This window comes from Desulfobulbus alkaliphilus (assembly GCF_016918545.1).
In the GTDB taxonomy this organism is placed as follows: domain Bacteria; phylum Desulfobacterota; class Desulfobulbia; order Desulfobulbales; family Desulfobulbaceae; genus Desulfobulbus; species Desulfobulbus alkaliphilus.
In genome coordinates, this window is the sequence record NZ_JAFFQC010000011.1 from 32716 (window position 1) to 49730 (window position 17015).

The following is a 17015-nucleotide window of genomic DNA, read 5'->3' on the forward strand; positions in this document are numbered from 1 at the left end:
TCCTGATTGAGCAGGTCGCACCGACTGGTCGGACGCTCGGGATACTGCAAGCCGCTTCTCCTCTGGGAAGCGGCTTTTCTCGTTGCATCTGATCGTTTTTAATAGGCCTGAAGTACGGATGAACGTTCACGGATTCAGGGTAGAATCAGTTTGTAAATATTTGCGACCTGGATCTGGTAAGCTGAGTGTTGTCCCATTTGGGGAGGTCAGGTTTTCATCTGTCGATGAGGCCTGATATCGGCTGGTGAGGATGAGGAGAAGTGCCTGCACCTTATTGTATCCGCGGATGTGGCGAAACAGGCTGCCGAGGACCCTGCAGGAACTTTGCACGGCAGCCTGACTGCTGACAGATGAGGTGCTGGTGAAAGGTTAGTTTATGATTCAGCCCCCGAGCGGGGGGCGCTCAGTAGTTTTCACTAAGCAGTTCAAAATGAGCCTTGGGATGGTCGCAGGCCGGGCATTTTTCGGGGGCTTCGGTATCGTTGTGGAGGTAGCCGCAGTTGCGACAGCGCCAGGTGACTTTTTCCTCCCGTTTGAAAACCCGGTCGGCAAGGATGTTGGCTTTGAGGTCGAGATAGCGTTTTTCGTGCTGTTTTTCAGCTACGGCAATGGCCATGAAGATACCGGCGATTTCTGCGAAACCCTCTTCCTGGGCCGTTTTGGCGAACTCGGGATACATGGTGGTATGTTCGTGATGTTCACCGCCGGCTGCTTCGGTCAGATTTTCGACTGTGGTGCCGATGACTCCAGCGGGAAAGGCGGCGCAGATTTCTACCTCCCCCCCCTCGAGCATTTTGAACAACCGTTTGGCGTGTTCTTTTTCCTGGTTGGCAGTCTCTTCAAAGATATCGGCGATTTGGACATATCCCTCTTTTTTTGCCTGACTGGCAAAATACGTGTAGCGGTTACGGGCCTGGGATTCGCCGCTGAAAGCGGTGAGGATGTTTTTTTCGGTCTGGGTGCCTTTCAAGCTTTTCATGGATATCTCCTTGTGTGATGGTAGTTCCGGTACGGACAGTATGTGTTCCTAAAAATAAATATTCTTAACAAGTAGCATATCTTGATATGGTTGACAAACAATATTTGCTTGCCCACAGGGAGGGGATTTCTTCGGGATGGTGGTTATTTAGTTTCCCTGAGTCCCTGAACGTTCGATTAAAGTAGACTTTATCGGACGGTTACGGGCAATGAAGATGGCATGCGGATGGACGCTCCGCAGGGCGGCTGGTGAAGGGTATTGTCAAGGACACTACTGCAATTATAATCTGATTACAGTAAAATATAACCTAAACAAGCGTCCAGTCGTCACGGATTCAGACAAGGATACATGCTGGCCGAGAAGACCGTATCCGCGGGATCAGGGTTGTTTGGATGGTTGCAGCTTGCCATCACTCAGGGTGAAGCAGCGATCCATGGCCTGGGCGAGTTCCATGTTGTGGGTGACCATGATGACGGCCAGGCCAAGGCTGCCGCTGAGTTCGCGAAACAGGGTGAAAACGCGCCGACCGCTGGCCGCGTCGAGGTTGCCTGTGGGTTCGTCGGCCAGAAGGATATCAGGATCCATGACCAGAGCCCGGGCCAGGGCAACCCGTTGTTGTTCGCCACCGGAGAGCTCACCGCTGCGGTGACTGAGACGTTCGGCCAGACCAACCCTGTCAAGGAGGGCTGTGGCCTTGTCCTTGAGGGGCGCGTGGGGCAGGCCGCTGATCAGGCCTGGCATCATCACGTTTTCCAGAGCAGAGAATTCCGGCAGCAGGTGGTGGAACTGAAAGATGAAGCCGATATGGGTATTGCGGTGGTCCGCAAGGTTCGGTTCGCTCTTGCCGGTGAGTTCTGTTTCCCGGAAGAGGAGACGGCCTGAATCGGGTTGGTCCAGGGTGCCAAGAATCTGCAGCAGGGTGGTCTTGCCGGATCCTGAGGTGCCGGTGATGGCGACCATCTCACCCGCCTGGACAGTGAGGTCGACATCCTGGAGCACATTGATGGTGGCCAGTCCGCTGCGGTACGAGCGGCACAGCGCTTCGGCGCGGAGGAGGGGTAAATCACTCATAGCTCAGAGCCTCGGCCGGCCGGACGCGGGATGCCTTCCACGAAGGATAGAGGGTGGCAACCAGGGTGATGAGGATGGCGGATGCAGCGATGATGGTAACCTCCAACGGCAGCACCTTGATCGGTAAGGTGGACATGGGGTAGACATTGCTGGGCAGTTCGATGAACTTGTAGCGCTTGAGCAGGGCGCAGAGGCCCAGGCCGCTGGCCACGCCGAGGATTGTTCCCGAAATGCCGATAACCGCTCCCTGGTAGAAGAAAATCCGCATGATGGATCTGGTGGTGGCTCCCATGGACTTGAGGATGGCGATGTCCCGGGTTTTCTCCATGACCACCATGACCAGGGCGCTGATGATATTGAGGGCAGCCACCAGGATGATCAGGTTAAGGGCGATGAAAATACCCAGTTTTTCGAGCTTGAGAGCGGCAAACAGGTTCTGGTTGAGTTGCATCCAGTCGCGCACCGAGTATTGCGGCCCCAGGACCTCCCGGATGGCGGCGGCGATCCGGTCGGCCCGGTCGATATCATCCACCCGTACCTCGATGCCGTGCACCCCCCGGGGCAGATCATTGAGGCCGCGGGCTGTCTCCAGGTTGACAAAACCCATGGAGGAGTCGTATTCGTTCATGCCGGTCTCGAAAATGCCGGTGACCAGACAGGTACGGATCCTCGGCAGCACCCCCATGGGCGAGAGCGGTCCGTTGGGCGAGATCAAACGAACCCGATCTCCGGGAGCCACCCGCAGTTGCCGGGCCAGCCCCTTGCCCAGGACAATGGCCGGTACATCACGGGGAGCGTCGAGATCCGCGAGGTTGCCGACAATCATTTTTTCGCCGATGTTGAGCACCCGCTGGGATGATGCGGTCTCAATGCCTCGCAGCACTACCCCGGTGGAGGCGCTGCCCGAGGTGATCAGGGCCTGGCTGTACAGATAGGGCGTGGTCGCGACCACGCCCCGGACCGATTCGATCCGGGCGCTGATCTCCTCGGGATTGTCAATGGTCTGGCCATAGCGCTGGACCATGGCATGAGAATTGACGCCGATGATCTGGTCGCGCAGGCCTTCAGTAAAACCAGTGAACACCGAGAGCACAACAATGAGGGCCATGACCCCCACCCCGACTCCGAGGATGGCGATCAAGGTGATCAGGGAAATAAATTTTTGCTTTCGTTTGGCCCGCAGGTAGCGCAGGCTGACAAACCATTCAAAGGAGGCCATATAGCCCGGTTACTCCCCGCTTTCCGGTTTGAGCTGGGGAAAGAGAATGACATCGCGGATCGAGGGTGCATCGGTGAGCAGCATAACCAGTCGGTCAATGCCGATCCCTTCGCCGGCCGCTGATGGCATGCCGTACTCCAGGGCGCGCACATAGTCGCGATCCAGGACCGGGTGGATCTCTTCGTCGGTGCCGCGCTCGCTGATCTGTTTCTGGAAGCGCTGTAACTGGTCCACCGGATCATTGAGTTCGCTGAAAGCATTGGCGATTTCGCGGCCGGTGATGAACAGCTCGAACCGGTCGGTGACCGTGGGGTCTTCCTCGTTGCGCCGGGCCAGGGGTGAGACCTCGGTGGGGTAGGAGGTAATGAAGGTCGGGTCAATGAGCTTGTCTTCGACCAAGAGTTCAAAGAGTTCGGTCCTGGCCTTGCCTGGACCGGATTCGGGCTGCAGTTCGATACCGTGTTTGCGGGCCAGGGCCATGATTGCGTTGTCATCGCGGAGCACGGCGGGGTCGATACCACCGAGTACTTCCAGGGCCTGCGCCATGGTGTATCGCTGCCAGGGTGGGGCCAGATTGACGGCCATGCCCTGGTAGGTGAGTTCCATGGAGCCGGTGACTTCGGCGGTCAGCCAGGAGATCATCTCTTCGGTGAGGTCCATAAGGTCATGGTAGGTGGCATAGGCCTGATAAAATTCCAGCATGGTGAATTCGGGGTTGTGGCGGGTGGACAAACCCTCGTTGCGGAAGTTACGGTTGATTTCAAAGACTTTATCAAAACCGCCGACCAGGAGCCGTTTGAGATAGAGTTCCGGGGCGATGCGCAGATAGAGGTCCGTGTCCAAGGCGTTGTGGTAGGTTCGGAAGGGTTTGGCCGTAGCGCCACCGGGGACCGGCTGCATCATGGGAGTTTCCACTTCCATGAAACCCCGGTTGCTGAGGAATTCACGGATCAGGCGGATAATCTCCACCCGTTTGCGGAAAAGCTCGCGAACCTCGGGGTTGACGATGAGATCGAGATAGCGCTGACGATAACGGGTTTCAACATCGGTGAGGCCGTGAAATTTCTCCGGCAGGGGACGCAGTGATTTGGTAATCATCTGCAGGCTGGTAGCCTCAATGGACAGTTCGCCGGTTTTGGTCTTGAACAGCTTGCCTTCAACACCGACAATGTCGCCCACATCCCATTTTTTAAACAGGTCGAACTGTTCCTCGCCCAACAGGTCGCGGCGGGCGTAGATCTGGATGCGGGCTTCCGCGTCCTGGAGATGGAAAAAGGCAGCTTTACCGAATTTTCGCATGGACATGACCCGGCCAGCCACCCGGAAGACAGCGCCGCTGTCATCGTGGGCCTCTGCGACCAGGTGCTGCCCCTGGGGAAGGATCGCGCTGATGGGCTCGGGATTCTTGAAGGTGTTGCTGAACAGTTTCACTCCGGCGGCAGCCAGGGATTCGGCTTTTTCACGCCGCTGTTGGAGGAGATTGCTTGTTGTTTCCATCTGGTTGTCTGGGTAGAAATTGAACCTGAGCGCCCGTACGCGGTTCCAGGGATACCAAAGCGTGATCAACTATACGGGAACAAACCCCATGATTGGGTACGAGCGTCCTGCTGGCGTGGCTCGAGGAGCGGGTTCCTGGATGGGCAAAAAAGGTTTGCTTGCAGAACAAACAAATTTATAGGATAGTGCGAGGCTCCGCTGATGTCAATTCCTTTCAAGGAGCGTGACGGATTCGATGTGATGGGTCTGGGGGAACATGTCCACGGGAATGACCTGTTGTACCCGGTAGCCGCCAGCGGTGATCAGGCCCAGATCACGGGCCAGGGTGGCCGGGTCGCAGGAGACGTAGATGATCTGCTCTGGCTCCAGTCGAGGCAGGAGGGCAGCGGTCCTGCCCAGTCCCTGGCGAGGCGGGTCGAGCAGGATAGAGGTAAAGGCCTCCCGACCGGCAACCATGGTCTCGAGCTGGGAGCGGACATCAGCGGTTATGAAGCGGGTCCCCTGCAGGCCGGCCGCACGATTGTTACGCTCTGCCCAGTGGAGACTGTGCCGGTTATGTTCCACCCCGGTGACCCTCGCTCCGGCCAAAGCCAGGGGGATGGAAAAAGTGCCCATACCGCAGAACAGGTCGAGGGCGGACCAGGGTCTGCTCCGGGGGGAAAGCAGGGCCAGGGCCTGCTGCACCAGCCGGGTATTCTGAGCAATATTAACCTGGAAAAAACAGCGATGGTCCCAGCTGAGCTGGTAGTTTTTCCGAGGCCCGTTGAAGGATTGTGCCAGCAACGCCGTGGCGCCCGGGCTGAGTTCACCTCGAGTGGAAGGTTGCGTGGCAAGGACCACCAGGTCAGCCGGCGAGGAAGCTGAATCCGCTGGGATATGAAAATTGGTGGATCGGCGTCTTTGTCTCGGTTCGAGGACAACAATAGTCCGGCCGCTGGCCGGACAAAGCAGCAATTCCAGGGCCTGGACATGGGTTCGCATTTTTTGCGGCCAATCGAAGTCAACCAGACGGGCCATGACCTGGTTGAGCTGTTCATGGACCAGCAGACAGCGACGAATCGGTACCACTTGATTGCTGGCCCGTCGATGGAATCCCATCCGACCTTTCCGGTCAAGATGGAGACGCAGCCGGTAACGGTAGGCGAATGGTTTGGGTGAAGGCAGGGGAGCTGCGGGCTGGCCGGGTGGCAGAGCCACATGGGCCCGTTGTAGAGCTTCGGCAAGCATCTGCTGCTTGCTCTGCAGCTGAAAGGGGTAGGCGGCGTGTTGCAGATCACACCCACCACAGCGACCATAATAGGGGCATGGAGGTTCGACCCGCTCCGGGGCTTCTTCAAGGATTCGCAACAAACGGGCCTCCCGGTGGCCTCGGCAGGCTCTGGTTTCCCGGGCCATGACCGTTTCTCCCGGCAAAACACCCGAGACCATCACCACCATGCCGTCGGCCAGGTGCCCCAATCCCTTGCCTCCGGTAATGATCTTTTTGATTGTCACCACATGTTCCATTTGCGCATTGTAGCAGTTTAGTGCTAGTATATTCAAGAAATGATTACAGAATTAGTCCAGATGCTACGAATTCGACAATGGGTGCTCCGGGGCCGGATCGGAGAGAAAACATGAAAAACCGGATCCGTGAGCGTTCGTCCATGCGTCAGTATCGCTCTTCGTGGCCGTTTGATTACAGGATATTGTATCGGACGGGCACGGGTAATAAACCTGAATCCGTGACGGCTGGACGCTTGTTTTGGATATATTTTGCTGTAATTATAGTATAACTGCAGATAAACCCTTGATAAAAATTTTCTCCAGCCGCCCTTCGGGGCATCCGTCCGCACGCCATCTTCATTGCCCGTAACCGTCCGATAAAGTGTACTTTAATCGAACGGTCACGAACAACGAAGCTGACGCTCGGACGAACGCTCACGGATTCAGGATAAAGATGGCGTGGGGACGAACGTCGCAAAGGGCGGCTTGTGAAGGTGAATTGTCAAAAATATCGTCGCGCTTGTAACCTGAGTACGGCGGAATATATCAAAAACGTGATCCAGCTGTCACGGATTCATTAAAAGAAAGGGACGAGTGAACGTGCACGCACAGGCCAAGGTCAAGATTCTTGTTGTCGACGATGAACGGGTGCACCGATTCATGTTATGTTCATTGTTTGCGGAATGGGGCTGGGAAGCGGATGAAGCAGACGATGGTACCACCGCGGTTGCCGCGGTTGAGCAGGGACCCTATGATGCCATTCTCATGGATGTGCGCATGACGATCATGGATGGAATGGAGGCTCTCAAACGTATTCATGCCCTTAATCCAGCTATTCCTGTTGTGATTATGACCGCGTTTTCCTCAGTGGATTCAGCGGTTGCGGCCATCAAGAAAGGGGCGCATGATTACCTGACCAAACCGCTGGACTTCGATCGACTGCGCGCGACTCTGGAGGTGGCCATGGGACATCGGCAGCAGGGAGACAGTACAGTCGATGCGGGGCAGCCCTTTGGTGACAACGGCCGGATTATCGGCACCTCCGTGCCGATGCGGGAATTGTGGGATCTGATTGTCCAGGTGGCTCCCACCGAGGCTACCGTGTTGATCAATGGTGAATCCGGCACCGGTAAAGAGTTGGTGGCTGACGCCCTGCACCACAGCAGCCACCGGAGTCAGGGTCCATTGGTCAAGGTCAATTGTGCCGCCCTGGTGGAAACCCTCCTTGAATCGGAACTGTTTGGTCACGAGCGGGGAGCCTTCACCGGTGCCGACCGCCGCCGGGAGGGTTGTTTTGTTCAGGCCCGGAGCGGGACCCTTTTTCTCGATGAGATCGGCGAGACTTCTCCGGGCATGCAGGCCAAGCTGCTGCGGGTCCTCCAGGAACACGAATTGCAGCGGGTGGGCGGTCAGGAAACCATCAAAATCGATGTTCGTCTGCTTGCGGCGACCAATCGGAATCTAGAAGAAGAGGTGGCAGCTGGTCGTTTCCGGGAAGATCTCTATTATCGCCTCAAGGTGGTGGAACTGGAAGTCCCGCCTCTGCGGGACCGGCATGGCGATATTCCCCTGCTGGCCAACTATTTCCTACGCCGTTTTGCCGAAAAAAATGGTCGTCAGGTCAGCGGTATCGCCCCCGAATGCATGGATGTGCTCAACCGGTATCCCTGGCCGGGAAATGTCCGCGAGCTGGAACATGCCATTGAGCGGGGCGTCATCCTCATGCGCGGCGAGTATCTGGATACCAATGTTCTCCCCCTGGCCCTGCAGCGTTGGGCCGGCATGAATGTGCCCAGAGAGGTTGACGAGCCTGCCACCCTCAAGGAAGCGGAAAAGATGCTCATCCTCAAGACCCTGGAAGAAACCGGTGGGAATCGCAGTGAAGCTGCCCGCCGTTTGCAGGTTACCCGCAAGACGCTCTTGAACAAGCTTAAAGGTTATAATATAAGCTGACCGCTCACTGATCCAGGATACCTGCAGGCTCTTCAGGGGGTTTATGGTCCATGAAGGCCACCCGCGGATGATCAGGCTTCTGCCCAGAGGGTCGACTCGTAACCGGTAACCTGCCAGGGGTGGCTGAAAGACGCGCGGGTTTCTCGAAATAATAACTGCAATCTGCAACGAGGTTCATGAACAGAACAACGGACCTGCTCCGAGCTGCTTATGCTGTCTCCCGGATCCTTCTTCAGGAGCGTGATCTCCCCACCTTGCTGCAGGGGCTCTGCGACCACCTGACCAAGGCGGGTCTTTATCAGGCGGCCCTGGTGGTGTTGATGGACCGGGATTCAGGAGCAATGATCACCGCGGAAACCAATCTTGGTGACCGGTTCGAGTCGGTCATGGCTCAGCTTCGTCAGGGACGTCTGCCTGCCTGCGGGATCCGGGTGCTTGAGGCCGACAGCGAGGAGGTGGTGCTCTGCACGGATTGCAGCTGTTCCATGTGCGGGGAAGATGCGACCCTGGCTCTTTGTGCCCCTCTGCGCTGCAGCCCCAGTTTGACCGGTTTTCTGACCGTGCCACTCTTGCCGGCAATTCAGCCGGATGAGGACGAGGTTGGACTCATCGGTGAGCTGGCCGAATCCATCACCCTGGCCCTCCGTCAGCTGTTTGCTGAGGTGGCGGCCAGAAATCGGGAACAGGAGCTGCAGCGGTCCGAAGAGCGATATGAGCTGGCACTGCACGCCTCCCAGGCGGGGTTATGGGACTGGAATATCAAAACCGGTGAGATGTACACCAGCCCCGATCACTGGGAATTGCTTGACTACCGCGCTGATACTGAGCACCAGGGTGGACCGCCACGGTTCATTCACCCCGAAGACCGGGAACGGGTATTGTCTGTGTTGAACGAACATCTCCTCGGCAAAACCGATGAATACCGTATCGAATACCGGGTCAATGATCCAGATAGGGGATTGACCTGGTACCTCGATCGGGGCCGGGTGGTGGAGCGGGATGAAAACAATATGCCGGTGCGGATGACCGGCACCCATCAGAATATCACCCTGCAGAAGAGGCAGGACGAGGCCCTCAACCTGCTGGAGAGACAATTGCATGAAGCGGTTGATTATGAGCGGAACTTTCTCCAGACCGTGATTGACAGCGCCGGCGACCCGGTCATGGCCATTGACCTTGACTTCAATCTGCTGCTCATCAACCGGGCCGCGGCCTCTCTGGTCCGAGGCGGCGGCGATGTTGCCTCAATGCAGGGGCAAAAATGCTATCAGCTCTTCCACGACGCCAAGGAGCCCTGTCGGGACAGTCGTTTTCCCTGTCCGGTGGTTGAAATCCGCACCGGCCAGCGGCAGATGAAACTGATCCACAATCCGTATCACGGCAACGCCGTCAGGAATACCTTTGAACTGGATGTCTCCCCACTCAGAGATGGACGCGGGGCACTGTATGGCATCATCGAAGTAGCACGAGATATCACTGACCGGCTGCGGATTGAAAAGGATTTACGCGACAGTCAGTCCCATCTGTACCGCCTGGCCCATCATGATACTCTCACCGGGCTACCCAACCGCCTGCTGTTTCAGGACCGACTCGCCCAGGCGATCAGCAAAGCCGAGCGCAACCGAACCGGGGTCGCCGTTCTTTTCCTTGACCTCGATCGTTTCAAAATAATCAATGACACTCTGGGGCACGATGTGGGAGACGGTCTGCTGGCTGAGGTGGCGGGACGGCTGCAGCGGCAGTGCCGTCAGTCGGATACAGTGGCTCGGTTGGGTGGTGATGAGTTCGTTTTCGTGCTTGAGGCCATTGGTCGTCGGCATGATGCCGCCGTGGTGGCCACGAAGATCATGAACGCAATGACCGAACCGGTTACGGTCGGTCATCATGAACTGAAGATTTCAACCAGCATCGGCATCGCTCTCTACCCCGATGATGCCGGTGATGGTGAAGAGCTGTTGAAATGTGCTGACATGGCCCTGTATGCGGCCAAGGAGACCGGGCGCAATACCTTTGAGCACTACCGAAGGGACCTGCCCCGCAACGGTCAGCGGCCCCAGTTGAGCTCGGATCCGTTTCAGGCCGCATTGGCAGGGAACCAGTTCGTCTTCCAGTTTCTGCCCCAGTATGAAGCGCGCCATAACCAGCTGGTCGGCTTCAAGTCGCAACTCTCCTGGCGTCATCCGGAAATGGGGGTGCTGTTACCGGATGCCTTCATTGCCGATGCCGATACCTGCGGTATGCTGGGGGCTTTGAGTGCATGGATTTTTACGGATGTCTGCCGTTCCCTGTATTCGTGGCGCCAGGCAGGCGGACAGATTCTGCCGGTGACGGTTCAGGTTGCGTCCCGGCAACTGCTGGACCAAGATTTCCCTATCATGGTCGCCGAAACGGCAAATCGATTCGATATTCCTCCAGGGATGCTGGTGTTCGAGGTGCGGGAGCGCGCTCTTGCCATCGGTACCCGGCTCGACCTGGAGCGACTGACAACTATTGCTCGCTGTGGAGTTGTGCTGGGACTGAGGGATTTCGGAGCGGCCGGGTGTCCGCTTGTTCGCTTGCAGCAACTGCCTCTGCAGCGTGTAGCGCTGAGCCGTTCCCTACTGAATGGGGTGGCGGCAGAGGAAAATGCCGTCACCCTGATCAACGCCCTTATCAACCTGTGTCATGGTCTTGGCCTGGCTGTGCTTGCCGACGGTGTTGAAGAGGAGGCCCAGCTCAACGTGCTTCGCCGTTGTGGCTGCGATTTTGTGCAGGGTCCCCTGCTGGCGGCACCGCTTGATAAAGACAAGGCGGGGCAACTCCTCCTTACCCCGCCAAGGGGTGGTTGACGTGCGTTATCCCCATGGACCTTGCTTCCGCCGTTGTATTCCTGAATGCGTGACGGCTGGGCGCTTGTTTAGGATATATCTTGCTGTCATTATTTTCTCATTACAGCGGAATCCTTGGTAATACCTTTCACCAGCCGCCCTCCGGGGTGTCCGTCCGTACACCATCCGCATTGTCCGTAACAGTAATCACAGCAGACAGCTCATCTTGCGTGGACGCGACTGCCGGTTTTTCTCGTTGATCTTCTGCTCTGGTTTTCAGTTGCTCTTCCAGCTGCGCTCCGTTGTTCTCCCTTCATCTTTTTCCCGAACATTCCCGGGGCGCCTGCCCTTGACACTGCAATTTCCGATACTTAATGTTGCCGACAGATTTGACCGTATCCGCGCCTTGATGCATGGGATATCGGTAACCAGTGCCTCTTTAGAAACAAAATATTCCGCGCTGAGTTGAGGCGCGCTGGTGAATGTGTACCCAGGCCTACGGTTCCTTTTTTTTTGAGAGTACATCTGCCAGCGTAGCAAAGCGTCAGTGGAAAAAATCGTTTCCGGAAGGGCATTGAATGATCATGAGGTATTTGTACCTGTTTAGGTTTATACATGCTTCTTTAGGTCTAAGTAGGTACATGCATCTCAGATACGTGCAGACGTGACCGCCTGCCATGGATCATCCTCCAACGGGCAGTAGCGGGCGCGCACATCCGGGGGGTATGTAACCATTTGCGGGGACCTCGGGATGGAGTACAGGAAATACAACAGGAATCAGAACAAGGAGACACCAGGTGATAGACGAGACAAAGGAACAGGAATCTGTCGGCGAACAGGATACAGCCAATGCTCCCGAAGACCTGGGCAATGTGGAGACTATTACGGAGGAGGGGGGTGAGGCCGAAGCTGAGGCATTACGGCTGGAGTTGGAAGAAACTCGTGATCAATTGATGCGGGTTGCCGCTGAATTCGAGAATTATAAAAAACGAATGGAGCGGGAAAAAAGCAAAATGCTCAAGTATGCCGGGGAAAATATTCTCCGGGAACTCTTGACCACCGTGGATAATCTCGATCGGGCCCTGGAGCAGGGTGCCGCTGCTGCTGGTGACGAGGCCAAGAAGTTGGAAGCCATGCTCCATGGACTCGAATTGACGCAGAGAGGGTTGGTTGCCACCCTGGAACGGTTCGGCGTTGAACCCTTGAAGGCGGTTGACATGACCTTTAATCCGGATGAGCACGATGCCATGACCATGGAAGCCAGTGACACCGTCCCTGCCAACCATGTGCTGCGGGAATACGCTAAAGGATACAGATTCAAGGATCGGGTCCTGCGTCACGCTCAGGTGGTCGTATCCAGTGGACCTGGAAAAGAGCCTTGACAGAGTCTGGTTCGTTCACATTGTTGTTGCAAGAGATACCAAACAGTACCGATTTAAGGTTGTGTGTCAATACAGGAGACAGGAGAAAGAAATATGGGAAAAATAATTGGCATTGACCTGGGAACCACCAATTCCTGCGTGGCGATCATGGAAGGTGGTGATCCTAAGGTTATCGAAAACAGTGAGGGTAATCGGACCACGCCTTCGATTGTCGCCTTCACCGACAGCGGTGAACGTCTTGTCGGTCAGATCGCCAAGCGTCAGTCCGTGACCAATCCAACCCGGACCCTCTTTGCGATCAAAAGGCTGATCGGCAGGAAATTCAACGATGCCGAAGTGCAGAAGTCCATCGGCATCAGCCCGTTTGCCATCGTTGAAGGTCCTGGTGGCGACGCGGTGGTCGAGGTGGCCGGCAAGACCTATTCCTCCGCCGAGATTTCGGCGATGATTCTCGGCAAGATGAAACAGACAGCTGAGGAATATCTGGGAGAAACAGTCACCGACGCCGTGGTCACCGTACCGGCCTATTTCAATGACGCTCAGCGTCAGGCCACCAAGGATGCCGGCAAGATCGCCGGTCTGAACGTCCAGCGGATCATCAACGAACCGACGGCGGCGTCCCTGGCCTATGGCCTTGACAAAAAAGGTGAAGAGAAAATCGCTGTTTTCGATCTCGGCGGCGGCACTTTTGACGTGTCCATTCTTGAGATCGGCGACGGTGTTTTTGAGGTCAAGTCCACCAATGGTGATACTTTCCTCGGCGGTGAAGACTTTGACATGCGTATTGTCAACTGGCTCGCTGATGAGTTCAAACGCGAGCAGGGGGTTGACCTTCGTAATGACAAAATGGCTCTGCAGCGGTTGAAGGAAGAGGCGGAAAAGGCCAAAAAAGAGCTGTCCACGGCCATGGAAACCGATATCAACCTGCCGTTCATTACCGCGGACGCCACCGGACCCAAGCATCTCAACGTCAAATTGAGCCGGTCCAAACTCGAGGGACTGGTGGAGGATCTGGTCGACCGTTGTGAAGGTCCCTGCCGCACCGCGCTCAAGGATGCCGGCTTGAGTGCTGCTGATGTTGATGAGGTCATTCTGGTCGGCGGAATGACCCGCATGCCCAAGGTGCAGGAAAAGGTCAAGGGCATTTTCGGCAAAGATCCCCATAGGGGAGTCAACCCGGACGAAGTCGTGGCCATAGGCGCGGCCATCCAGGGCGGTGTCCTCAAGGGAGACGTCAAGGATGTCCTCCTGCTTGATGTGACCCCGCTCTCCCTGGGGATCGAAACCCTGGGTGGTGTCATGACCAAATTGATTGAGAAGAACACCACCGTGCCGACCAAAAAGAGCCAGGTTTTTTCCACAGCTGCTGATAATCAGCCGGCGGTCTCCATTCACGTCCTCCAGGGCGAACGTGAGATGGCGCAGAACAACAAGACGATCGGTCGATTTGATTTGGCTGATATCCCGGCTGCGCCCCGCGGTGTGCCGCAGATTGAAGTGACCTTTGACCTGGATGCTAACGGTATCCTTCATGTTTCCGCCAAGGACCTGGGAACAGGCAAGGAGCAGTCTATTCGTATCACGGCTTCTTCGGGACTCTCCGAAGAGGAAATCGAGCGGATGAAAAAGGATGCGGAAATCCATGCCGAAGAAGACAAGAATCGCAAGGAACTTGTCGAAGCCAAGAACAACGCTGATTCCATGATCCATATGACCACCAAGAGTCTCAACGAACTGGGGGACAAGGTGGACGCTGAAACCAGGGCCAATGTGGAACGAGAAATTGAATCCCTGAAAAAGGCTGTGGAGGGAGAAGACCTGACCGCCATTAAAAACGGGACCGAATCTCTCACCCAGGCCTCCCATAAACTGGCTGAACTGATGTATGCCCAAGCCAAAAATCAGCAGAGCGGCGGACCCGGCGATGCCGGAGGTGCCGGTGCTGCGGGTGCCGGTGCCGGAGCCGCTGGTGCAGGCAAGAAAGGACGCAAGGATGACGATGATGTCGTTGATGCTGATTTTGAAGAAGTGAAGTAAGCGATTCGTCACCGGCCCACGGCTGAGCCCGGGGGGCGGCATCATTTGCACGATAAAGGGGAGCGCAGGTCAATCTGCGCTCCCTTTTTTTTTGCAAGTGCGCTATAACAGTTCGGTCTTTGGATGCGTGCGGTCAAAGTAAACCTGAAAACTCGCCTCGTCGTAAACCTGTCTCTGTGAGTTATTTCTCAACGGATGCCATTGACAAACGACTCCTGCTTATTCCTTCCTTCCCAAGAACATGAAACATGAGATGCCCATGAAACGAATACTGTCGGGAATTCAACCTTCCGGAAAACTTCATATTGGCAATTACTTCGGCATGATGCAGCCCATGATCCGCCATATGGAGGCTGCGGACCTGTATGTCTTTATTGTTGACCTCCATGCCCTGACATCGGTGCAGGACCGAGATCGGCTGCGACAGGGGACCCTGGAGGCGGCGGCGGATTTCATCGCCCTTGGTCTTGATCCGGATCGATGCACCTTCTGGGTGCAATCAGATGTCCCGGAAGTCTGCGAGTTGACCTGGATGTTGTCGATTCTCACGCCGATGGGCCTGCTGGAGCGATGTCATTCCTACAAGGACAAGGTCGCCAAGAACATCCCAGCCAGTCATGGACTTTTTTCCTATCCGGTCCTTATGGCCGCGGATATTCTTCTCTACCAGGCCGAGGTCGTCCCGGTGGGCAAAGACCAGAAGCAGCACCTGGAGGTGGCGCGGGATATTGCCATTCGTTTTAATAATACCTATGGGACGACCTTTGTTGTCCCGGAACCGGAGATCAGCGAGGACAGCGCTATCATACCTGGGCTCGATGGTCAGAAAATGTCGAAATCCTACGACAACACCATTCCCATTTTTCTCGATGAGAAAGCCCTGCGCAAACGGGTGATGGCCATCCAGACCGATGCCACTCCGGTGGAGGACCCCAAGGATCCAGATACTTGCAACCTGTATGCCCTGCTTAAACTTTTCGCATCGCCGGAGAAAATGCGGGAGGTGCATGCATTGTATGTTAACGGCGGAGCCGCCTATGGGTATCTGAAGCAGGATCTGTTTGAATTGATCAATACATATTTTGCCGCGGCCAGGGCCAGAAAAAAAGAGTTCCTCGATGACCCCGGGTATCTGCGCCAGGTTCTCGCCGCCGGGGCGGAAAAGGCCCGAGCCAAGGCCACCGTAACTCTGGACCTGGCCCGCGATAGGATGGGCTTGAAGTATTGAGGGAATGGTTTTTCAATGGTAACAGGAGCAACCACGAACCTGGATCCGTGAGCGTTCGTCCGCCCGACCCTTCGGGGTATCCGTCCGCCCGCCATCTTCATTGCCCGTTACCGTCCGATAAAGTCTACTTTAATCGAACGGTCACGAACAACGAAGCTGACGCACGGACGAAAGCTCACGGATTCAGGATGATGACAGAAAGATATGTCAAAAACAAGCGTCCAGCTGTCACGGATTCAGGACGAAAAAAGGCGGGGATCCTTGCTGGCCCCCGCCTTGAACACAACAGCAGCGTGAACGGTGCTCCTGATCAGAAACGCACCATTTCAACATCAAAAACCAGCCAGGCATCGGGAGGGATGACTCCGCCGGCACCCCGCTCACCGTAGGCCAGTTCAGGTGGAATGATCAGCGTTCTTTTCTCGCCCTGCTGCATCTGGCTCAGGGCTTCATCCCAGCCGCGGATAACCCGACCGGTTCCAACCGGGAAAGCAATAGGTTCGCCCCGGTCATAGGAACTGTCAAATTTGCGGTTGTTTTCGAGGAGACGACCGGTGTAGTGGACGTGGACCGTCGTTCCCCTGGCCGGCACATCACCCTGGCCCTGCTCGGTGACATCATAATACAAACCGGAAGGAGTCCGGGTTGCCCTGGGCCAACGTTCACGGATATTTTCGATAATTTTTTCCCGCCGGTCTTTCTCGGCCTCCATGGCCTTGCCCTTGATGGCCTGCAGAGCGGCATCAAAGGCAGCCTGATCGGTTTTGAAGGCTTCCGCCTTTGTGCCAACCCGGATGATTTCCACGGTTTCCATGATATCACCCGTTCTGATACTGTCGACCACTTCCTGCCCTTCGACAACCCGGCCGAAGACTGTATGGCGGCCATCAAGGTGCGGGGTGGCAAGGTGGGTGATGAAAAACTGGCTGCCGTTGGTGCCGGGACCGGCATTGGCCATGGAGAGTACCCCGGGACCGTCGTGGCGCAGACTGCGATCAAATTCGTCGGGGAAGGTGTAGCCGGGCCCTCCGGTCCCGGTTCCCAGCGGACAACCGCCCTGAATCATGAAATCTGCGATCACCCGGTGAAAGGTGAGCCCGTTGTAAAAAGGCGTGCCCACGGCTTTGCCGCTCTGCCCCAGATGAAGCGAGCCTTCCGCCAGGCCGGCGAAATTGATCACGGTCAGCGGAGTTTGGTCATAATGGAGCTCGAGAAGAATGGCTCCCTTGTTGGTTGTTATCCTGGCATACAATCCGTCTTTCATAATCTTTTCCTCGGCTGAAGATGCAACGTGTCCGGAACAAAAAAGAAACGCTGACAGCAGGAGCAGCACTGAAAATCTGTTCATTGGGGGTCT

Annotated in this window: 11 protein-coding genes; 5 read left to right on the forward strand and 6 right to left on the reverse strand. The window is 56.2% G+C overall.

Features of this window, described 5'->3' with window-relative positions; genetic code table 11:
* Nucleotides 1–403: 403 nt before the first annotated feature.
* The 5 genes from rbr to JWG43_RS07670 all read right to left on the reverse strand — a co-directional run bounded on the left by rbr (nt 404) and on the right by JWG43_RS07670 (nt 6260).
* Nucleotides 404–979, reverse strand: a complete 576-nt coding sequence (rbr, locus tag JWG43_RS07650; RefSeq protein ID WP_205242316.1) for a rubrerythrin — start codon at nt 977–979, stop codon at nt 404–406.
* 378 nt (nt 980–1357) lie between these two features.
* On the reverse strand, nt 1358–2050 hold the full coding sequence (locus JWG43_RS07655; protein WP_205242317.1) for an ABC transporter ATP-binding protein: 693 nt from the start codon (nt 2048–2050) through the stop codon (nt 1358–1360).
* The gene (locus JWG43_RS07660) at nt 2043–3269 is read right to left on the reverse strand and encodes a lipoprotein-releasing ABC transporter permease subunit (protein WP_205242318.1); all 1227 of its coding nucleotides are present in this window, start codon (nt 3267–3269) and stop codon (nt 2043–2045) included. The genes JWG43_RS07655 and JWG43_RS07660 overlap by 8 nt, the downstream gene beginning before the upstream one ends.
* A gap of 9 nt (nt 3270–3278) precedes the next feature.
* The gene (lysS, locus tag JWG43_RS07665) at nt 3279–4766 is read right to left on the reverse strand and encodes a lysine--tRNA ligase (protein WP_205242319.1); all 1488 of its coding nucleotides are present in this window, start codon (nt 4764–4766) and stop codon (nt 3279–3281) included.
* Between the two features lie 204 nt (nt 4767–4970).
* Nucleotides 4971–6260: a methyltransferase domain-containing protein gene (locus JWG43_RS07670; protein ID WP_205242320.1), complete on the reverse strand. Its 1290-nt coding sequence runs from the start codon at nt 6258–6260 to the stop codon at nt 4971–4973.
* A gap of 591 nt (nt 6261–6851) precedes the next feature.
* Here JWG43_RS07670 and JWG43_RS07675 point away from each other — a divergent pair.
* The 5 genes from JWG43_RS07675 to trpS all read left to right on the forward strand — a co-directional run bounded on the left by JWG43_RS07675 (nt 6852) and on the right by trpS (nt 15658).
* Nucleotides 6852–8204 carry a sigma-54-dependent transcriptional regulator gene (locus JWG43_RS07675; RefSeq protein WP_205242372.1) on the forward strand — a complete coding sequence of 451 codons (1353 nt, stop codon included), beginning with the start codon at nt 6852–6854 and terminating at the stop codon, nt 8202–8204.
* 176 nt (nt 8205–8380) lie between these two features.
* Entirely contained in the window at nt 8381–11032 is a 2652-nt protein-coding gene (locus tag JWG43_RS07680) for a putative bifunctional diguanylate cyclase/phosphodiesterase (protein WP_205242321.1), read from the forward strand.
* Nucleotides 11033–11808: 776 nt separating this feature from the next.
* Entirely contained in the window at nt 11809–12393 is a 585-nt protein-coding gene (locus tag JWG43_RS07685; RefSeq protein WP_205242322.1) for a nucleotide exchange factor GrpE, read from the forward strand.
* Nucleotides 12394–12486: 93 nt separating this feature from the next.
* Nucleotides 12487–14430: a molecular chaperone DnaK gene (gene dnaK, locus JWG43_RS07690; RefSeq protein ID WP_205242323.1), complete on the forward strand. Its 1944-nt coding sequence runs from the start codon at nt 12487–12489 to the stop codon at nt 14428–14430.
* A 259-nt stretch (nt 14431–14689) separates the two neighbouring features.
* Nucleotides 14690–15658, forward strand: coding sequence for a tryptophan--tRNA ligase (trpS, locus tag JWG43_RS07695; protein WP_205242324.1), 969 nt, complete (start codon nt 14690–14692; stop codon nt 15656–15658).
* Between the two features lie 310 nt (nt 15659–15968).
* Here the strand turns inward: trpS and JWG43_RS07700 are convergent, their stop codons facing one another.
* On the reverse strand, nt 15969–16922 hold the full coding sequence (locus tag JWG43_RS07700; RefSeq protein WP_205242325.1) for a peptidylprolyl isomerase: 954 nt from the start codon (nt 16920–16922) through the stop codon (nt 15969–15971).
* Nucleotides 16923–17015: the final 93 nt, after the last annotated feature.